Raw genomic sequence first — 18,050 nt, 5'->3', positions numbered from 1 at the left:
TGGCTGCGCAGAGAACCCGAACACGGGCCGACGACCGTGGTCCTGTCAACTGCCCGGCTCGGCAGGGGGCGTGAGGAGGTCGAAGGACAGGCCGCTGGAGCGTTCGCCGCGGCCGACGGTGCGGTGGACGCTGAGCCAGAGCACCACGCGGCCCGTCCTGGTCCGGGTCCGGTTGTAGGCGACGGTGAGGCGGGTGCCGGAGCGAGGTACCTCCTCCTCGTTGACGAAGTACGGGCACCCTGCGTCCAGGCCCTCCCGCAGCAGGGTGGTGCGGGGGCGGACCGGCGTGGCGTCGACCTCGCTCGGCATGGCGGCGCGCTGCAACTGGACGGCGCGGTTGTCACCGGGGACGTGTACCGGGATGAAGGGGATCCAGTTCTCCGGGACGGCACTCATCACCTGGTACGCGACGGGCGTGTGGGGGTCGTCCGGGGCGGCCGGGGGATGCAGCCGACGGCGGAAGGCCAGTGTCTCGGCCGCGGCCTCGTCACCGCTTCGGCCCTCGCCGGTCGCCTGCCGCACCGTCTGCTCGACCCCCCAGACCAGGTTCGCGCTCTCGTCGCGGACCAGCACGACCTCCTCCAGCGCCGGGCCGGTCGCGACCTTCGGCGTACCGGGCGGCAGCAACAGGCCGGCGTCGTCGGCCGGTTCGCCATCGCGAGAACCGAGGGAGTTGAGGGTGTACATCGACCAGTGCTGCCGGTTCTGCCCGACGCCGCCGTCGGCGGGTGTGATCCAGCGGCGCTGCCCGAAGACGTCGGTCACCGCGAGGCCCTGGATCGAGGCGAGGGTACCGGCCGGCAGGTCGCAGGGGAGCTGGTACCAGTCGTTGCTGTAGACGAGGGCGAACTCCAGGAAGATCAGCCGGGCCAGGTCGGTACTGTCCGGGGTGACCGCCGCGAAGTTCGTACGGCCGTCCTCGACCGCCCACCACCGGGGCAGCGGCATGCCGGAGAAGCGGACGGGCGCCGGGAAGACCGTGCGATTGATCGGCGCGGGCGCCGGGGCCGTGCCGCCGAGTGAGCCGCCGGGAGTGACCGAGAACGCATGCCAGTCCAGCTCGCCGCCGGGGTATTCCGGCGCGGTGAGCACCTGCTCGCCCCCGGCCGGCACGGCGGCGGACACCGAGAAGCGGTGCTCCAGCCGTCGCGCGTCCCAGGTCGAGTCGCCCTCCGGGCGTTGCGCGGTGGCACCGGACGGCTGGTCGATCAGGTCGTCGAACCAGCCGGTCAGCCGAGGGCCGAGCGCGTTCAACTCGTTGCGCTGCCCGCGCGCGTCGATGCCGTCGGCCGCGTGACCGCCGGCCTTCAGGTGCAGGTAGAGCAGATATCCGTCCAGGCGTCGGCCGGCGACCGCCTGGGTGGCGGCCCACACCTCGGGATGCGCGACGCGTGCGGAGTCCGCCGGATTCGCGGGGTCGGGCAGCGCAATCGGGTACAACTCGACGTACCGTTCGCCGAAGCGCCGCGACCGCAGCTCGGACGACCGGGCCAGCAGTTTCAGCCAGCGTCGGCCGAGCGCCAGCCGGAGGTCGAACGAGATCGGCTCGGTGCCGAACGTGAACGGCAGCGGCCGCCGTTCCGCGACCGCCTCCAACGGCCGGTCGGGCGGCAGCGGCCCGGACGGCCCGGGCACCTCGTCCGGGCCGGTGTCCGACCGGAACCGGCCCGGCGGGCTCGCGGTGACTGAGTAGGTCGCGGTCACCGGTGACCCGCCGTCCGTGCCGCGGAACTCGCCGAGCTGCCACTGCCGGGCCAGCATCCACAGCGGGTCGCGTACCTCCACCCGCAGCGCGCGGCCGAAGTCGGTGGTGCGCGGGCGGCCCTCCAGCCTGTTCCACACCCCGACCGTCGGATGGTCGCGCCGGCTCATCGCGCCGGGAAGATCCTCGATGCGGGTCTCAGTCATGGTCTGCCTTCCAGCGTTCGTTGGCGACAGCGAGATCGGTGCTGATCGTGATCGGCCGCCGGGTCGCCGACATCAGCGTCGCCGGCAGCAGTTGCGCGTATCCGCCGCCGTCCAGCTGGTGCGGTTCCACGAGCCGGGTCCGAGCCAGGTCGAAGGTCTCGTTGACCGCGGCCAGCAGGTCGTCGATGTTCCAGGTGCCGGTCCGTACGGGCGGGCTGACCAGGAGCATCGCCTGCGGTGGTTCGGAGTCCGGGCTGTCGGCGTGCACCGCGATCCCGGTGGTCTCGCGGTCCGCCGGGATCACCTCGGTCCACTCGTCGAACAGCACACCGCACTGGGGGTCATTCCGCGACGACGGCTGGTCCGCGTAGTGCGCGGTGAACAGCAGCCGATCCTCGGTGATCGTGGTTCCCGTGGCGAACTCCATGCCCAGCCAGTGGTCGTCGGCGTGGTACGGCAGTTGGACCGGCACCAGTTGCGGATCGTCGCCGTCGGGTCCGCTGTCGAGCAGGCCGTCGCGGCCCCGGAGCGCGTCGGCGAGCAGCACGGCGCGCTCCCACAGCCGGGGCATGTCGCGCACCCGGGCGATCCCGTGCAGCCAGTCGTCGACCGGGAAGTCCCGCGTCACCGGCGGCCGGGTGAGGTGTCCGACCAGTGCCTCGCGGTCGCGGAAGGCTTTGCGCAGGTCGGAGGCGAGGGTCTCGGACGGCGTGTACTCGGGTACGACGAGGACGTCGGTGCCGAGCATCGCGCGCAGTGCCTCGGTCCCGGACCGGACCTGGTCCGGTCCGGGGGCGGCTCTGTCGTAGTCGGCCAGCGCGGTGGCGCCCGCCGCCAGCCGGCCGGTGATCTCGCTCCGCAGCGCAGCGGCCCGGTCCAGCAGCTCCCGGCCGAACGCGACCACCCGGTCCTGGGTGTCGGTCAGGTCCAGGCCGACCGGGTCGATGTCGGTCAGTGGCAGCAGGCGGGAGACCTCGTCGAGCAGGCCGTTGAGCGACCTCTCCTTCGTCTGGGCCTGTTTCCGAAGGTTTTCCAGACGGCGTGCGAAGCCGCGCCGCTTGGACTGCAGTTCCGACAGGAACCTGGACGGCGGATCCGGCGGCACGGCGACCGGCGTGGTGGTCAGCAGCCGCTCCGTCTGCCGCAGAATCCGGTACCGCTCGGCGTTCGGGGTGGACCGGGGCAGTGCGTCGTACTGCGCCAGGATCGCGTCGGCGTCGGCGAGCGCCCGCGCCAACCGGTCCGCCGTGGCCGCCACGGCAGTGAGTACGTCGGCGTAGACGCCGCGGCGCCATGCGGCGAGTTCGCCCCATCCGCTGAGGACCATGCCGAAGCCCGCCGCGGTGGAGACCAGCCCGGCGTACCGGCTGAGGAACGTGTCGATGCGGTCCAGTACGTCGCCCCGGCGCGGTGGCGCGGGCGCGGCGGGGTAGAGCCGCCGCAGGTCCTCCAAGCAGTCGTCCACGTCCTCCGCCAGGTCCGCCAGCGAGGAGCGGACGGTGGCCGGCCGCTCCCGGGGCAGGGACACGGCGTCGTCGGCGGTCCGCTCCACCGGGGCGGTGCCGGCGGCCGGCACCAGATCGGTCGGGCGCAGCGGCCGGCCCGTCGTGAGCAGCGTCCGGAGCGCGGCGACCAGTGGGGACAGCTCGAAGAAAGTGATCTTGTCCTTGATCCGCTCGGTGTAGCGGATCGTCAACTCGCGGTCCGGACGCGGTCCGTCGTCGTCATCGTCGTCGACGACGGCGCCGATGATTCGGTCGTCCAGGTCGGTCATCGCGGTGTCCCCGGCCGGCCGCACCGCCCACAGCAGGTCGATCGGTGCCAGGTCGAGGTCGTCCTGGGTGACATCCCGGTGGCGAACGCCGCCGCCGACCGGATCGGTCCAGGTGACCCGTGCGGCCACGGACCGTGGCGACGGCAGGAGGTCCGACAGCCAGTCGTCGACGGCCGGTTCGGCCTGCGCCCGCGGCGGGTCCCCGTGGTCCGGGTGCCGTCCCGCCCGCAACCGCAGGCCGAACCGGTGGGTCAGTGTGGTCCCGCTGCGCGGGGTCTCGACGACGGCGGGCTCGGGCGGCAGACCGTCCTTGGCGTACGCGTCCAGGGTCGCCGAGGCACGCTCGACGTTGCCGGCGAGCGCCTGGTGGGCGGACTCGGCGACGGCGAGGTCGGCGACCGCGTCGTTGTCGTCGAGCAGCCGGGCCGCCTCGGCGGTGACGGCATCGATCTGCCCCGAGTCGGCGGGAGGCAGGCCGTCGATGTCGAAGGGGTAGATCTGCGACACGTCTTCGCGGGTCAAGTGCCGGACCAGGGCGAGCCCGTCGATCACGTTGCGGGCTTCGACCTGCCCGATGTCGTCCGGCTCGGTCTGTGGATCGGCCGCGGTCTGTGCGATCTTCCCGGCCAGCAGCGGAAACCGCAGGCGCAGTGCCGAGATGAACTGGTCCACCTCGGCCTGGCCGTGCCGGTCGTGCAGGCCGCGCTCGAACCGGTAGCCGAGCAGCGCGCCGAGCGACTGGCCCTGCCGTAGCCCGTCCAGGATGGTCAGCGCGCCCCGGACCCGCTCCGAGCTGAGGTTCACCGCGAACGCGCCCGGGTTGTCGGGCGTGCGGTTGGCGGCGTACCCGGCCCGCAGCACGGCTGCGGTCCGGGCATGGCCGGGCGACGGCGCGTGTACGAAGCCCTCGTTGCCGGGATCGTGGAGCAGCGGCGAGTTGCCGGCGAAGACCGTCGCGAGCGGACCGGTCAGCGTGACCGGGGTGAGTGTGGCTGTGCTCGGCCGGACGTCCTCCAGCCAGCCGTACGCGCCCAGATGCAGGCCTGGCCGGGCGGTCCCGGTGCCGCCGGGGCCGAACCGCAGCTCGGCGAGCCGCTCGGTGGCCTGGCCCAGACGCCAGGCGTCGAGCCGGTAGGTGGCCAGGTCGAGATGCTCGGCCAGCACCCGTTCCAGCCGGGCCGTCGGCAGACCGGCCAGTTGCTTCAGGGCCTCGACCTGCTCGGCGAGCGCGGTCGTGGCCGCGGCCGGGCCGCCCCCTGTCCCGTTCTGCTCGAGGAGCGCCGGGATGAAGTCGACCAGCAGCTGCTCGGGGTTCCCGGTGACGGCCGGGGCGGGGGAGTACAGCAGCCGGAACCGGCTCTCGCTCTCCAGCACCTGGCCGGGCGCCGGGATCCGGACGTGGATGAACGCCGGGTCCGCGGTGGACAGATCGGCCGGACCGGCGCCGCCGGCCGCGGCGACGAGGCCGCGCGCGGCGTCCGCCCAGCCGAGCAGCACGGCGTGACGCAGCAGCAGATACAACAGTGCGGCCGGCCGTACGTCACCGGTGAAACCCAACTCCAGCCGGACCGTGTGCAGGTCGGTGCCGGCCGCGTCGGCCAGCCACCGCAGATAGTTCCGCTCGTCCGGGGTGTACTCCCGGACCGGTTCGGTCTCCGACAGCGGGCGGTCGTCGACCAGCGGCGCCAACAGAGGCTGCTGGAAGTCCGTGAACAGCCGCCGCAGCAGGTCCGGATCCCGACCCGGCCCGGTGGCGGCGCCGAACCGGTCGAGCAGCGCCCGCACCTGCCCGGGCAGATTCAGCCGGTCCAGCGCGGGCAGCACGGTCCCGCCGAGGCCGCCCAGGTTCTCCCGGTTGAACAGGTCCTCGACGCTCTGCGCGTACCGCTGGTAGTACTCCGCCGACGTCGGGTGCAGGGCAAGGATGTCCAGCAACAGCTGGTGCGGATCCGGCGGAGGCTGCTCATCGTCCGCGGGAGCACCCAGACGCGGCACCTGTTCCGCCGCCGCATTCCAGTCCTGACCGGCGGCGGTCAGCACCCGGTGCAGCGCCCGGCGGTGCGTTGCGGTGGCCGGGTACGCGAGCCGGGAGAACGCGGTCGTCGGCAGGATCCCGTACGGCTGCCGCCCGATCTTCACGGCCGGCAGCGGGCCACGGCCGGAGACGTAGCGGAGGAAGAAGTCCCGGGTCGCCTCGACGGCGGCCGGGCCGAGGACCGGACGCAGCGCGGTCTGCAGGAAGTATCCCCAAGTGGCAGGCCACAGTGCTGTGTTCGCGGCGCGGGCGTCACGCTGGTCGGTGATGTCCGCGTTGGGCATCCCGGCCAGTACGGCCGGGTCGAGGCCGAGCAGTTCGGCGAACCGCTGTCCATCGGTACGTGTGGTCCAGTCGCCGGTGGCCGCGGCGAAGGCCGCCCTGTCCGTGCTCCGCAGCGCCGCGTCGGCCTCCTCCTCGGCGTCCTGCCCGGCCGCTGTCTCCTCCGAGTTGTTCGTGGGTGTGCCCTGCGGCAGCAGGCCGAACCCGTCCGGGCTGCGCAACTGCCGGGTGAACAGGGCGGCCAGGTCCGCGCCGACCTGCTGCGGGGTGGACTGCTCGCGCAGACCGAGCACTATCAGCCGGTCCAGCCCGTTGCGAGTGCGGTCGTCCAGCGGGATCCGCAGCCCCATGCCCACCGCGACGGCCCGGTCGAAGTCGGTCAGCCAGCGCAGCTCCTCCGGTACGTGCAGTGCCCCGGTCTGCTCGTTCACGCTGATCCGGTCGGTGGCGCTCGGATCCGGGCTCACCGGCAGGGTGGCCGGCACCGCGGCGCCGGTCGCCGACAACACCTGCTCACCGCCGACATAGCCCAGTACCCGGAAGCGGTCGGGCAGCAGCCGGGCCCGGGCCGCCTGCGTCCACGACTCGGGCGCCAGGGTGGCGGTGGCGGGTGGCGGCAGCACCAGGAAGGCGACCGTGACCTTGTCGCTCCGGTTCACCGCGGCGGCGTCCATCCCGGACGGACGGCGGCCCCGGATGGCCTTCGCCCGGTCGGTGTCCACGGCGGTGACCAGCGCGTCGTTCGCCTGCCTCAGCCGGCTCCGGTCGCCGTGTGCCCGCCAGACCGCGGTCCAGTACGTGATCGTCGCCTGCCGGTCGCCGGGGGACGGAGCCGCGGTGCCGCGGACAACCAGCACGGTGGTGTCGGCCGTCACCCCGGCCGGTTCCTCGGCCGGGTTGGCCGGAGTACGGGCTTTCAGCAGCCAGGCCGCCCTGCCCGCCGGAATCCGCCCGACCAGTTCCTGCCAGGCGGCCCGGAGGGCGTCCGACCGTCCGCCCGCGGCCCAGCGGGCGGACCAGTACGCGTCCAGCGCGGCCACCTCGGCCTCGGTGGGCCGCGATTCGAACTTGTCGACCTGCCACTCGTCCGGGAACACCCGGACGAGCAACTCGGTCGCGGTGAACCGGGTCTCGATCCGGACCGGGCCGAGCAGCACCGGGAAGTCATCACTGAGCTGGGCGGTCATCGCGGCAACATCTCCTGTGCGTGTACGGCCACCAGGACCGGGACCTGAAAGAGGATGTACGCCAGGTCGGCGGAGCCGAGGCCCGCGAACCAGAGCGGCAGGTTCTCGTCCTCGGCGCGCTGTTCCCGCTTCTCCGGGTCGTCCTCGGAGCCGTCGAAGTTCGCCAGCGCGACGGTGACGTCCGGGGCCAGCTCCAGGAATCCCCGCCGGTGCGGGTCGACGTCGTCCCAGGTCAGGTCGTTCCAGACCTCGACATGGGTCGATGGTCCGTCGTCGACGCCGAATCGCGGGTCGCCGGGGCGTTCCTTGAGTACGAAGAACCAGCCGGCGTCGTCCGGTGCGTGGCCGAGCGCCCGCGCGGTGTCCAGATCGAACCCGAGCAGGTAGATGTCCGGTTCGACCTTCGCCTCGTACAGGGGCAGCAGGACCTGCTCCGGCGACGGCGGTCCGTCCTCGGGCAGTTCGACCAGCTCCCGCTGCCGGCTGGGGTCGGGCCGGCCGTCGGGTCCGGGCGGCCACTGCGCCTTGTGCGCGTAGATCGCCGCCGTCGGGTACTTCTTCAGCAGCTCGCCGCGGACGACGAGGACCAGGTCGTCCGGGCGCGGGCCGTCCCGGGGCGGGCCGCCGGGCCGCCGGTTGTCGTTGTCGCCGAGTCGTGCGGCCGGTGACCAGCGGTGGATGGGCGGCACGTCGTAGCCCCGCTCGCGCCGCTGCTCCGCGGTCTCGCCCGGCGTGGGCAGTGTGGCCGCCGGATCCCAGAACTGCCGGAACGGCGTGCCCCGTTGGTCGGTCGGGTACTCCCGCCAGAGCAGCTCGCGGGCCATCTCGTGGTTGAGCCCGACCAGATAGGACTCGATGAACTCCCGGTTGTTCGCCAGCAGGGTGATGGAGTTCGCCGGGAGCAGGTTCAGGTTCGGCACCAGGGCGTCGACCGACAGGTCCAGCAGCGGCTGGTACGTCGGCAGGTCGAAGACCGGGTAGGCCATCGCCTCGGTGAACTCGGCGGCGAAGGGACGCAGCCGCTCGGGCAGGCTGACCGAGCCGAGCAGCGTCTTCGGAACGGTCTCGTCGGCGCGCAGACCGGCGAGTACCGCGGTGGTGGCGGAGACCACGCCGAGCCTCCGCCGCAATCCGGCCTGTCCGACGGCCGTCCCGGTGTCGAGTCCCTGGTGCAGTTCGCGCAGCGCGGTCTTGAAGCGAGTCGCCTCGGCGCTGTCCGTGCTGCCGGGGTGCGGGGCGACCGGGTCGTCGAGCGCGCGGAGCACGAAGTCGGGGCTGCGTGGAAGGCCGTCGACCGGGTCGGCACCGGTGCCCCCGCCCGGGTGCAGCACGTCTCGCAGGCGCGCGGGGGTGACCAGCGCCCCCGGGGCCGCCTTGGCCGCTGCGGCGGTGACCGGGTCGGTCGCCGCGTCCATCCGCGCCAGCAGTGCCGACGGCGGCCGGTCCTCGGGAAATCGCAGGGACCGCATCAGTCGCGCTCCGGGCCGGGTGATCCGCCGCATCGCCGGCGACACCGGCGCGGCCGCGACCTGACTGGCCGCCATCCGGAACCCGACCGCGACCTTCGAAGCGGGGTCCGCGGACGGCCCGGCCGCGAGGGTGTCGGGTTCGTCGGCCGTGGTGGTGGTCAGCCGGGAGTGGGTCGGCGCGGTCAGGGTGAGGGACCGCCCGGACGCGGCCATGGGGGCTTCCGCCAGCGCCGCCGGACTGCCGCCCTGCGGCGGGTCGAGGTGTCTGGTCTGCAGCACGTGCCCGACTTCCCGGGCGAGCTGAGCGGCGCGGATCCGGCCGTTGGCCACCAGTACGTCGCCGATCTGTGCCCAGGCGGCGGCCATCAGCTCTTCCTCGCGTGCGCGGACGACCTGCGCGCCGAGGTTCGCGGCGACCCGGAACCGCGGGTCCAGGTTGAGCCGGTGGACCCAGTTGTGATTCGCCGGCGCCGGTATCGGCGTGCCGTCCCGGTCGGTGAGCAGCCGGGAGGTGAGCGCGTGCCAACGCCCGTACAGCGGAGGGGTGATGATCGGGTCGGCGCCGCAGTCGCCTGCCGGATCCTCCCGGTCAGATCCCGGGCCCGCAGCGGTCGCCGTGGCGTCGGCGAGCGCGGCCGCCGGGCCGGCCAGGGCGACGGCGGCGTGGGCCTGCGAGGGCGTCCGGTCCTGGTAGTCGTCGGCCAGATTGACCAGGTCGGCCAGCGCCTGCTCGAACGGGTGCGGGTACGGAGGCGCCGGCGGCGGTACGTCGAGGAAGTTGTCCCAGTTCTCCGCCGGGTCCACCGGCGCTCCGGGCAGCTCCGGAACCTTCAGCGCCCCGCCCAGTGGCAGTACGCCGCCCAGTTCCGGCGGTGTCTCGATCCCCGGTAGGCCGAGGCCGGGCGACCGGTGTACGTCCAGGTCGCGGCGCCCGACCCGCGGGTCCGGTCGCTGCGGCTGGAGCAACCGGACCAGGAACTCGAAGTCCCCGGTCGTCCCGGTGCTGAACGACCAGCGGTGGTAGTAGGGCAACTGCCCTGCTGAGGGCCGGTTCGGATAGGGCGGTCCCCAGCTGGAGTACAGGGCGCCGGGCGACACTCCCGGATCCAGGCCGAGCCCCGCCAGCCGCCCGGTCTCGAAGGCCGGTACCAGGAACGCCTCGTACGCGGTGTCCGGCCGCAGCCGCCGCGGGCAGATCAGCCGGGAGCACGCGTTGTCCGCGTTCGTCCGCAGCACCTCGCCCAGCGCGGCCAGCGCGGCGACCGTGCTGTCCGAGGCGACCGGGTTGTCCAGCGACCCGTTGACGTGGACGTGCGCCCAGGCTCCGAGCTGGTCCGGGGACGGCAGCGTGCCCGCCGGATCCGCCACGGTGATGGCCGGCAGTGGGCCGCCGCCCGGGGCTTCGCCGAACTCCGCCGCGCCACCACCCGGGTCGGCGGAGAGCACGATCAGCGCCAGCCAGGGAGCCAGCCGCTTGGTGCCGCTGCCGGACGCCGCCGGGCTGTAACGCCAGAGGAAGTCCTCGTCGGAGAACTCGATGTGGGCCAGGTAGTTCGGCTCCACGTTGGTGACGCCCGGCCGTGGCTCGGTCCGCGATATCGCCCGCGGATCCACCCCGACGACGTCCCCGGGACCGTACAACTGGACCTGACGTGACACGTCCTGGACGAGCGTGCCGCGAGCGAGAGCGTCCCCGGTCACCCTGAGCGTGACGGGGACGCCGGCGCGTTCGGCGGTTCCGGGGTCGTCGGTGATCCGGGTGGCGATGCCGGTCCGCAGCCAGGGCAGGAAGGAGTAGGAGTTCGCGGTCATGACCCACTCCCGGCCACGGGGATCGTTTCGTCGTCGATGGCGAACAGCTCGGTGGCCGCGGTCAGTTCGGTGACGGCGGGGTCGGCGGCGGCCAGCCCGGAGCGGGCCGCGCCGCCGGTGACCAGCGCCCGGCCGTCTGGCAGGGCGACGGTGGCGAACGCCCACCGGCCGGACGCCAGGCCCGCGGCAGGCACCCAGACGTCGGCGTCGTCCTGGTCGGTGGTGTGGAGTGCCGCGCTGCGGTACCCGGCCTCGTCCCGGTCGCTCGCCGCCCCGCCGGCCACCAGCACCTGTCCGGGGCCGATGCGCACCGCCCGGTGGAAGGCCCGTCCGGACGGCATCTCCGTCACCGCCGTCCAGACACCGGTGGCCAGGTCGTACCGTTCCGCGCTCCGCTGACTGAACGGATCGTAGGGACCGGCGCCGGGCGAGCCCGGCGCGGTGCCGCCGGTGACCAGCACGGTGCTGTCGGAGACCCGGGTGGCCTGGTGACGGTGGCGGGCCCGGAGGAGGCTGCCGGTCGGCGTCCACCGGTCCTCCGGGTCGTACAACTCGCAGAAGGCGAGCGCGGGATCGTCGGCGGTGCCGACCGGAGCGACGCCGCCGACCACCAGCACAACGCCCCCCTCCAGCGGCACCGCGGTGTGTCCGGTCCGGGCGTCGGTCATGTCCTTGGCCGGGGACCACCTGCCGCTCGACGGGTCGTACCGTTCCGCCGAGCGCAGCGCGGTCGTCGTCCGGCCGGAGCGGGCGGTGCTGCCCCCGGCGACCAGCACCGAGCCGTCCGGCAGCAGCGCGGCGCTGTGGCCCCACCGGGGTGTGGTCAGGCTGCCGGTCGCGGTCCAGGCGTGTGTGTGCGGGTCGTACAACTCGGCCGACCTGAGGCCGGTCCCGGACGCCGACGAGCCGCCCAGACCGCCGACGACGAGCACTTTGCCGTTGGCAAGCCGGGTGATCGTGTGCAGCTGCCGGGGTGTGCCGAGGGTGTCGACCGGCTGCCAGGAGTTGGCCGTCGGGTCGTACACGGCCGTCTTGTCCAGCGCCGCGGAGGCGGCGTCCGCGCCGCCGGTGACCAGGACGCTGTCGTCGTCGAGCAGTACGGCACCGTCGTGCTGTCCGTACCAGGCGGCGGGTGTGGGCAGGTCGCCGGCGGCCGTCCATGCCCCGGTGGCTGCCACGGTGGGAGTGGTCATGGTGTCGGGTCCTCCGTTGCGACGATGGCCGTCGTTGTCCGGTCGGTTCGGGTTGCTGGGGCGGTCGCGGTCACGACCGTCAGGGCGATTGCCGTCGGCAGGGATGTGGTCGGCAGAGGCGGGGTCGCGTCGGTGCGGGGCGGGGTCATGGGATGAGCACCTCGCCGGTGTCGGCGGCCTGGACGGCGTCGATGCTCTCGGCGGCCGCGCCGGCCGCCGCCACACCGCCGGCGACCAGCACCCGGTCGTCGGCCAGTTCGACCGCGCCGAGGGCGAACCGGCCGAGACCGAGGCCGCCGATCGTGGTCCAGGCGTCCTTCTTGGGGCTGTAGCCGACGACGGAGCGGTGGCCGGCCGTGAGCTCGGGCGCGCCGGTGCCGCCGATGGCCAGGACGATCCCGGATCGGAGCAACAGGTTCCGGTGGCTGCTGCGACCGCCGCCAGGCATGTCTGCCGCCGCGGTCCACATCCCGGTCTCGGGGGCGTACAGCTCAGCGCTGACCAGGCTGTGCGGATCGAGAGTGCCGTCAGGAGCAACCACCGGATCGCCGCCGGTGACCAGCACCCGGCCGTCGGGCAGCACTGTCGTCTGATGACCTTTGCGGGCCTGGGCGAGGCTGCCCGTCGGCGTCCAGCTGCGCGTGGCCGGGTCGTACAGCTCGCAGTACGCGAGTGCGTGCTGGCGACCGCGCCCGGTGGACAGCGCCCCGCCGACGACCAGCACCCGGCCGTCACGCAGGAGTACGGCCTGGTGGCCGGTCCTGGCGTCGGTCATCGGTGCGACCGCGGCCCAGGCCGAGGTGGCCGGGTCGAACAGCTCGGCGGACGCGAGCGCCCCGTCCTCCTGGCCGGGCCGGACACCGATGCCGCCGGCGACCAGCAGTCGGCCGTCCTTGAGCCGGGTCGCGGTGTGCCCGTACCGGGCCGTTCCCATCGACGCGGGAAGCGGCGTCCAGGTCCCGGCGGCCGGGTCGAAGGCCTCGGCCGAGGCGAGCGGGGCCGTGGTGGTGCGCCCGCCGAGCGCGAGCACCCGGCCGTCGGCGAGCGCGGTCGTGGTGTTCCGCCGGCGGCCTGTGGTGAGCGGCGGACCGGACGACCACGCGTCGGCCGTCGGATCGAACAGTGCGGTCGCGGCGAGCGGCGCCCCGGTCGGACCGGTCCCGCCGGCGAGCAGGATGCGGCCGTTCGTCAGCGGTATCAGGTCCACGTCGGACGCGGGAACGGGCAGCAGGCCGGCGTCGGACCATGTGCCGGGAACGGCCGGTGACGCGGCGGCCTCCGACGCCGGGATGACGTGCAGTCGGCCGGTGAGCCCGGGATCGGCCTCGACGAAGTCGGCGAGTGCGTCCTGCGCGGTGGTCAGGCTCCGGAAGGTCGCCGCGGCGCCCCGTGACGGCCGCTCCAGCGAACCGGGCGGGAACGCCTGCCGGTTGCTCTTGACGTACGCGACGACGAACCGCTGCTCGGTCACCCGGACGGTGTCCGTGGTGGCGAACGGCTGCCGCAGTCGCTCCTGCCGCTGGGACAGCGCGGCGCGGCTGGTGCTGCTGCCGCTCAGCAACTCGTCGAACACGGCGCCGCTGACGTTGTGGAACCGCTTCGGCCCGGTGGCGGCCGCGACGGTGGCGCGCGACTCGGTGTTCCGGCGCCGCGCGGCCGTCGGTGAGGTGGCCGTCCCGCTGTCGATGATGTGCAGCTCGTACCGGGCGCTGCGGCGCACCACCCGGGCCGAGGCCAATGTGCCGGAGGTGGCGGTCAGTTCAAGGCCCGCGTCCTGTGTCTCGTACGACGGCCGGGACAGCTTGGCCGCGTCGGACATGGTCTGGAACTGAGCCATCGCGAACCTGTCGCCGGTGTCGGATACCCGCTCCAGCCCGCTGTCCGGCACCGGTGCGACGCTGAACCGCCGTCCGTCGCTCGCCCGTTGACCGCCGATACGGTCCAGTCGGACATTCAGCGGCAGCGCCCGCTGCCGGACGAATAGCGTCCCGAGCGGGTGCAGCACCAGGTCGTCGGTGTCCGGCAGTTGCCGGAGAGTGACCAGCGCCCGGTTGCCTCCGGACGGCAACCGGGTCTCCCAGCCCTCGGTCTTGCGGATCTCGGCCGCCAGCAGGGGCAGCACGGCGATCGGCGGCAGCGTGGTGTCCCGCTCCTCGCCCCAGGTGATGTCGAAGTTCGCGGAGACCGAGAAGAACAGGAACCCGATCGAACCCCGCCCGTGCGCCCGCCATGGCGCAGGGCCCTCCAGCTGGAAGTCCAGGTCGATGCCGAACGCGCCGACCCCGAACGCCTTGAGCGTGACGTCGGCGGAGATGCGGATGGCGAACCGGAACGGGGAGAACTGGAACAGCGCGTCGAAGCCGAGATGCCCCTCGACGCCGAAGGCGCTGAAGCCGAGCTTCAGTTCGGCCTTGGCCCCGAACTGGACGGTGTTGCTGGTGATGGCGAAGTAGCCGCTCACCCGGATGAGTTGGTTGCGCCGGTTCAGCAGGTCCACCGACAGCCGGTCCGGGATCGGGAACGGCAGCGGCGGTGGCCGGTACGCCGGATGGAATCCGCCGACGGTGACGACCAGGTCGGGGTTGTCGCCCCAGGCCACGAGCACGCCCATGCCACCGTCGACAGTCATGGTCAGTATGCGCGACTCAAACAACCGCGCGAAGAACCACAGCCGTGACTTGTCCAGTTCCAGCGCGCCGACGAACTGGGCCTGGACGACCAGCAGCGCCTGGTCCGCGGTGGGGAGCGCGGCCCGCAGCACACCGAGGGCGGCGATGTTGCCGGGGACCTCGATGATCACACCCAGCGAGATGCTCACCAGGGTCGGCGTGCCCCAGCCGATCTTCGCCATCGGGCCGATGAGGAACGTGCCCTGCTCCGGCGGGAAGAACCGGTTGAGGTCCGACAGGATCCGTGGCGCGTTCGCGATCACGTCCCGGGGGAACGCCACGGATTCGATGGACCCGGTCCGTACGCCCTCGACCAGCGCCTGCAGATTCATCCCGCGGTTCAGTCCGATGAGACCGCCGACCGCGAGCAGGGTGAACCCGTACCCCAACTGGATCCCCTTGCCGAACTCGCCGGTCAGCACGATCAGCAGCGAGAAGCCGCGCGACCCGTCCGGCTGCCGGGTTGTGATCAGCCCGATGGCTTTGAGCGCCAGGAAATCCGCGAACTCCAGCTCCAGCGCTCCCGAGTACTCTCCCCGGTCGGGGTGGAAGTCGAGGAAACCGCCGCCGCTGATTCCGCCGGCGTCCACCGCCAGGCCGACGCCGCTCGGCGGCTTGAAGCCGAACGCCAGGTCGGCCGGGCCGAGATTGCCGCCGCCCTCGGGGAAGGTCAGTTCGGCCCGAACACCGATCCGGTCCACGCTCGCCCGCACCGGGCCCAGTGCCGCGGAGAAGGCGGCGGACAGTTCGACGGGGACCGCCCCGTCGTCAGCGATCTCCACCCGCAGGTACACGGCCTGCATCTCGACGGGGCCGAGCGCGGCATGCACCGGGAGCCGGATCTCCAGGCCGCCGCTGCCGTGGAAGCGCAGCCCGGAGTCCGGGGTGAACGAGAACCCGACGCCGAAATCGGACTGGAGCCTCTGGCCGCCGAGGACCGCGGCGATGAAGCCGTCCGCCTCCGCGGTGTCTATGACCAGCCGACCACCGGTGATCTCACCGACGACCTCCGGCGTCGCGGTGGCCTCTCCCGTGACCGGGTCGAGCTGAAGCCTGACGCCGCCGTCCACCCGCGCCGAGGTGAAGTCGAGCCGACTGCCGCCCGCCACGCCCAACAACAGGAACGGCTCGGCGGGTTGCGCATGCACGCTGAAGGCGACCGAGCCTATCAGTTCGGTCGCTCCGCCGGACGGTGGCCTCATGCTGACGTCGAAGGGCGGCCGTATCTCACCGGCGCTCTCGGCCACCACCCTGCCGGTGGCCTCGACATGCGCGGACCAGGTCGGCGGCGAGAGCGGTATGTCGAACCCGCCCTGGCCTTCGGCGGGCAGCACCATGCCGACCCGCAGACCGGCCCCGTCCGCACTCGGTCCCAGGTCGACGGCGAAGACCTGCAACTCCGGCGGGGTGGTCGCGGACCCGGGGACCAGGACCACAGGAAGGCCGAGCCGGGCGGTGACCGACTCCAGGACGGTGAGCAGCCCGGCGGCGTCGAACGACGCCGTACCCCACCCGTACAGACGCCCCAACTGCCGCACCGGGTCCGCGATCGCGGGCAGCAGCCGGTCCAGGTGCACGGTGACCGCCTCGTGGGGCGGCCGGGTGGGATCGGCGGGGTCACCCGGGCTGAACACACGGTCCACGACGCCCAGGACCTCGAGCACCGCGGCCACGGGCCCGGACACCTCCGCCAGGTCCGCGAGGAGCAGGTCGGTGATCCTGCGCGGCAGGTCCTGCACCAGCGCGTCGATCTGTACCTTGCTGACGCCGGGCAGTGTCGCCCCGGCCGTGCCCAGCGCGTCGGCCAGTTGGGAGAAGGACGCGGTGACCCGACCGCACTGGGTGACCAGCGCGAGCGAGGCGGCCACGATGCCGTCGGTGTCCCCGCCGTCGATCGCCGTGAGCAGCTTCGCGGTCAGCCCTCTGAGGTCGGCGCCCCCGTCGAAAACCGTCCGCCGGGCGGCGGTGATCGTGGCGTTGGTCAGCAACTCGTCGGGAAAGTGCACCCCGAGCTGGTCGAAGGTGTCCAGTACCCCGGCGTCGCCGAACTGGTTGGTGACCTGGGTCAGTATCTCGGCCAGCAGAAGGGCCAGGCGTTCGAGACTTCCGGCCTGATCAGGCATTACTGATCAGCTCCTTGCTGGTCGGCGTTCCGCTGGGAGACGTCCGCGAGTGCGTCGACGATCCCCTGGTAGGACAGCCCCGCCAGATCCGGCAGGACAGCGCGCGCCCGGTCCAGATCAGTGCGCAGGGCCGGTGACGCGTACTGGGCCAACCGGCTGTGCAGACGGTCCAGGCAGGTCATCAGAGGCTCGCCGTTCAGCGTCTCGGGCAGCGTCCGGTCCGTATGGGTGAGCATGCGCAGCAGCAACTGGACCAGTGCCGCGCCACCGCCTCGGTGCCACACGATCATGACCCGCCGGTCGCTGGTCACCAGCCTGGTCAGTTCCGTGCGATGGGTCGCCCACAGGGCGCCGAGGAGCCGGCCGGCCGACGACCCGTCGAGGTCGGCGCGGACGTGGGCGAGGGCGTCGGCGGGCGGCGGGACGTCGGTGAACCACGGGCGTCCGAGCGGTGCCCGGTCGCCGCTGCCCTGGAACGTGCTGCGCATCGCGGGGTCGGCGGCGACCTGTTGGGCCACCTCGTGCGGCACCGCGACCGTGGGGCCGCCCGGCACTGTGTGAACCTGGATGGGGACGCCGGGCGGTGAGGTGGCCACCTGGAGGTCGAGTTTCTCGTGCTCGGCGAGCCGGGCGAGAACATGGGTGATCGGGGTGGCCCACCCGCGTCCGCCGCCGTCCTTGTGGTGGAGCAGCCCGACGACTTCGTTCGCGTCGTTGACCAGCACGCTTCCCGAATCGCCGTCGTAGGCGAAGAAGGTGGTGTCACGCGGCCCGGCGTTGGGGTGCGGGTTCGGCGTGATGATGATCATGTTCTGGATTTCGTTCGTCGTAGCGGTGAAACCGGTGATGAATCCGCCGGTCAGGCGGGTGACGGCGCCCCGCTTGCGTACCTGGTACGACTTGCTGTTGCCCTCTTCCCGGGTGAGTTCGTGTATTCCCGCCACCCGTCCGATCCCGGCGATCTCGGCCTTCCACTTCATGCCCGGCGACAACCGGACCACCGCCTCGTCGCGGTCGGCGTTCTTGTCGCCACCGGCCCAGACTCCGATGATGTCGTTGCAGCAGTTCTTGCTGAGGCGATCGCCGTCCGGCTGGCCGATCTCGGTCCGGTCCTTCTCCATGGTCCGGATGTCCGGAGGATGGGCGACGTGCTGATTGGTGAGCGCGTAGCCCACGTGGGGGTTGGCCGCGTCCCACAGCAGACAGCCGAGCGTGCCCGAAGCGCTGCTGCCCGCGGTGGTGAGTGTGCCCCCGCCGATCACCGGTCGGTATGTCTTGGAGTCCAGGGCCAGCCGCGTCGCGTTGAGCACACCGGTGGGAGGAGCGGCCAGCGGGGTCAGGTCGCCGCCGGTCTCCACGTCGGTGGGGACGCCGTCGATGTCCGCCGGGATCAGTTCGTCCGGTGGGACCTTGGCGGCCGGGCGTTTGTCGCGGACGAAGACCTTGATGGAGGGTGTGTCGGTCGGCCGGCCGGCGACCACCTTCGCGCCGAGTGCCACGGCGGTCACGCCGGGGACGGCGAGCAGCCGCGGGGTCGCGTCCTGCTTGATCCGCTCGATGGCCTCGTAGTCGGGACGACCCGGTTCGGTCTCGGGCAT

The 18,050-nt window shown here is 72.8% G+C and carries 6 protein-coding genes; all 6 read right to left on the bottom strand.

The genetic code is table 11. From position 1 onward, the window contains the following. Window positions 1–45: 45 nt before the first annotated feature. The 6 genes from QF035_RS03185 to QF035_RS03160 all read right to left on the bottom strand — a co-directional run bounded on the left by QF035_RS03185 (window position 46) and on the right by QF035_RS03160 (window position 18,050). On the bottom strand, window positions 46–1,908 hold the full coding sequence (locus QF035_RS03185) for a hypothetical protein (protein ID WP_307517984.1): 1,863 nt from the start codon (window positions 1,906–1,908) through the stop codon (window positions 46–48). Beyond that, the gene (locus QF035_RS03180; protein WP_307517983.1) at window positions 1,901–7,186 is read right to left on the bottom strand and encodes a hypothetical protein; all 5,286 of its coding nucleotides are present in this window, start codon (window positions 7,184–7,186) and stop codon (window positions 1,901–1,903) included. Before QF035_RS03180 ends, QF035_RS03185 begins: the two co-directional genes overlap by 8 nt. Further along, window positions 7,183–10,467, bottom strand: coding sequence for a hypothetical protein (locus QF035_RS03175; RefSeq protein ID WP_307517981.1), 3,285 nt, complete (start codon window positions 10,465–10,467; stop codon window positions 7,183–7,185). Before QF035_RS03175 ends, QF035_RS03180 begins: the two co-directional genes overlap by 4 nt. Further along, window positions 10,464–11,660 (bottom strand): Kelch repeat-containing protein, encoded by a 1,197-nt coding sequence (locus QF035_RS03170; RefSeq protein WP_307517980.1) that lies wholly within the window; start codon window positions 11,658–11,660, stop codon window positions 10,464–10,466. The genes QF035_RS03175 and QF035_RS03170 overlap by 4 nt, the downstream gene beginning before the upstream one ends. A 145-nt stretch (window positions 11,661–11,805) precedes the next feature. After that, the gene (locus tag QF035_RS03165; RefSeq protein WP_307517978.1) at window positions 11,806–16,452 is read right to left on the bottom strand and encodes a DUF6603 domain-containing protein; all 4,647 of its coding nucleotides are present in this window, start codon (window positions 16,450–16,452) and stop codon (window positions 11,806–11,808) included. Further along, window positions 16,452–18,050, bottom strand: a complete 1,599-nt coding sequence (locus QF035_RS03160; RefSeq protein ID WP_307517976.1) for a hypothetical protein — start codon at window positions 18,048–18,050, stop codon at window positions 16,452–16,454. Before QF035_RS03160 ends, QF035_RS03165 begins: the two co-directional genes overlap by 1 nt.

Origin of the sequence: Streptomyces umbrinus (assembly GCF_030817415.1) — a bacterium.
Lineage (GTDB): Bacteria > Actinomycetota > Actinomycetes > Streptomycetales > Streptomycetaceae > Streptomyces > Streptomyces umbrinus_A.
Note: the sequence above shows the minus strand (reverse complement) of the source record. Positions and strands in the feature narration are given on the sequence as shown.

Bases quoted from the DNA above. Each gene is read 5' to 3' on its own strand.
- QF035_RS03170 (WP_307517980.1), bottom strand. From the start codon at position 11,660: ATGACCACTCCCACCGTGGCAGCCACCGGGGCATGGACGGCCGCCGGC.
- QF035_RS03185 (WP_307517984.1), bottom strand. From the start codon at position 1,908: ATGACTGAGACCCGCATCGAGGATCTTCCCGGCGCGATGAGCCGGCGC.
- QF035_RS03180 (WP_307517983.1), bottom strand. From the start codon at position 7,186: ATGACCGCCCAGCTCAGTGATGACTTCCCGGTGCTGCTCGGCCCGGTC.
- QF035_RS03160 (WP_307517976.1), bottom strand. From the start codon at position 18,050: ATGCCCGAGACCGAACCGGGTCGTCCCGACTACGAGGCCATCGAGCGG.
- QF035_RS03165 (WP_307517978.1), bottom strand. From the start codon at position 16,452: ATGCCTGATCAGGCCGGAAGTCTCGAACGCCTGGCCCTTCTGCTGGCC.
- QF035_RS03175 (WP_307517981.1), bottom strand. From the start codon at position 10,467: ATGACCGCGAACTCCTACTCCTTCCTGCCCTGGCTGCGGACCGGCATC.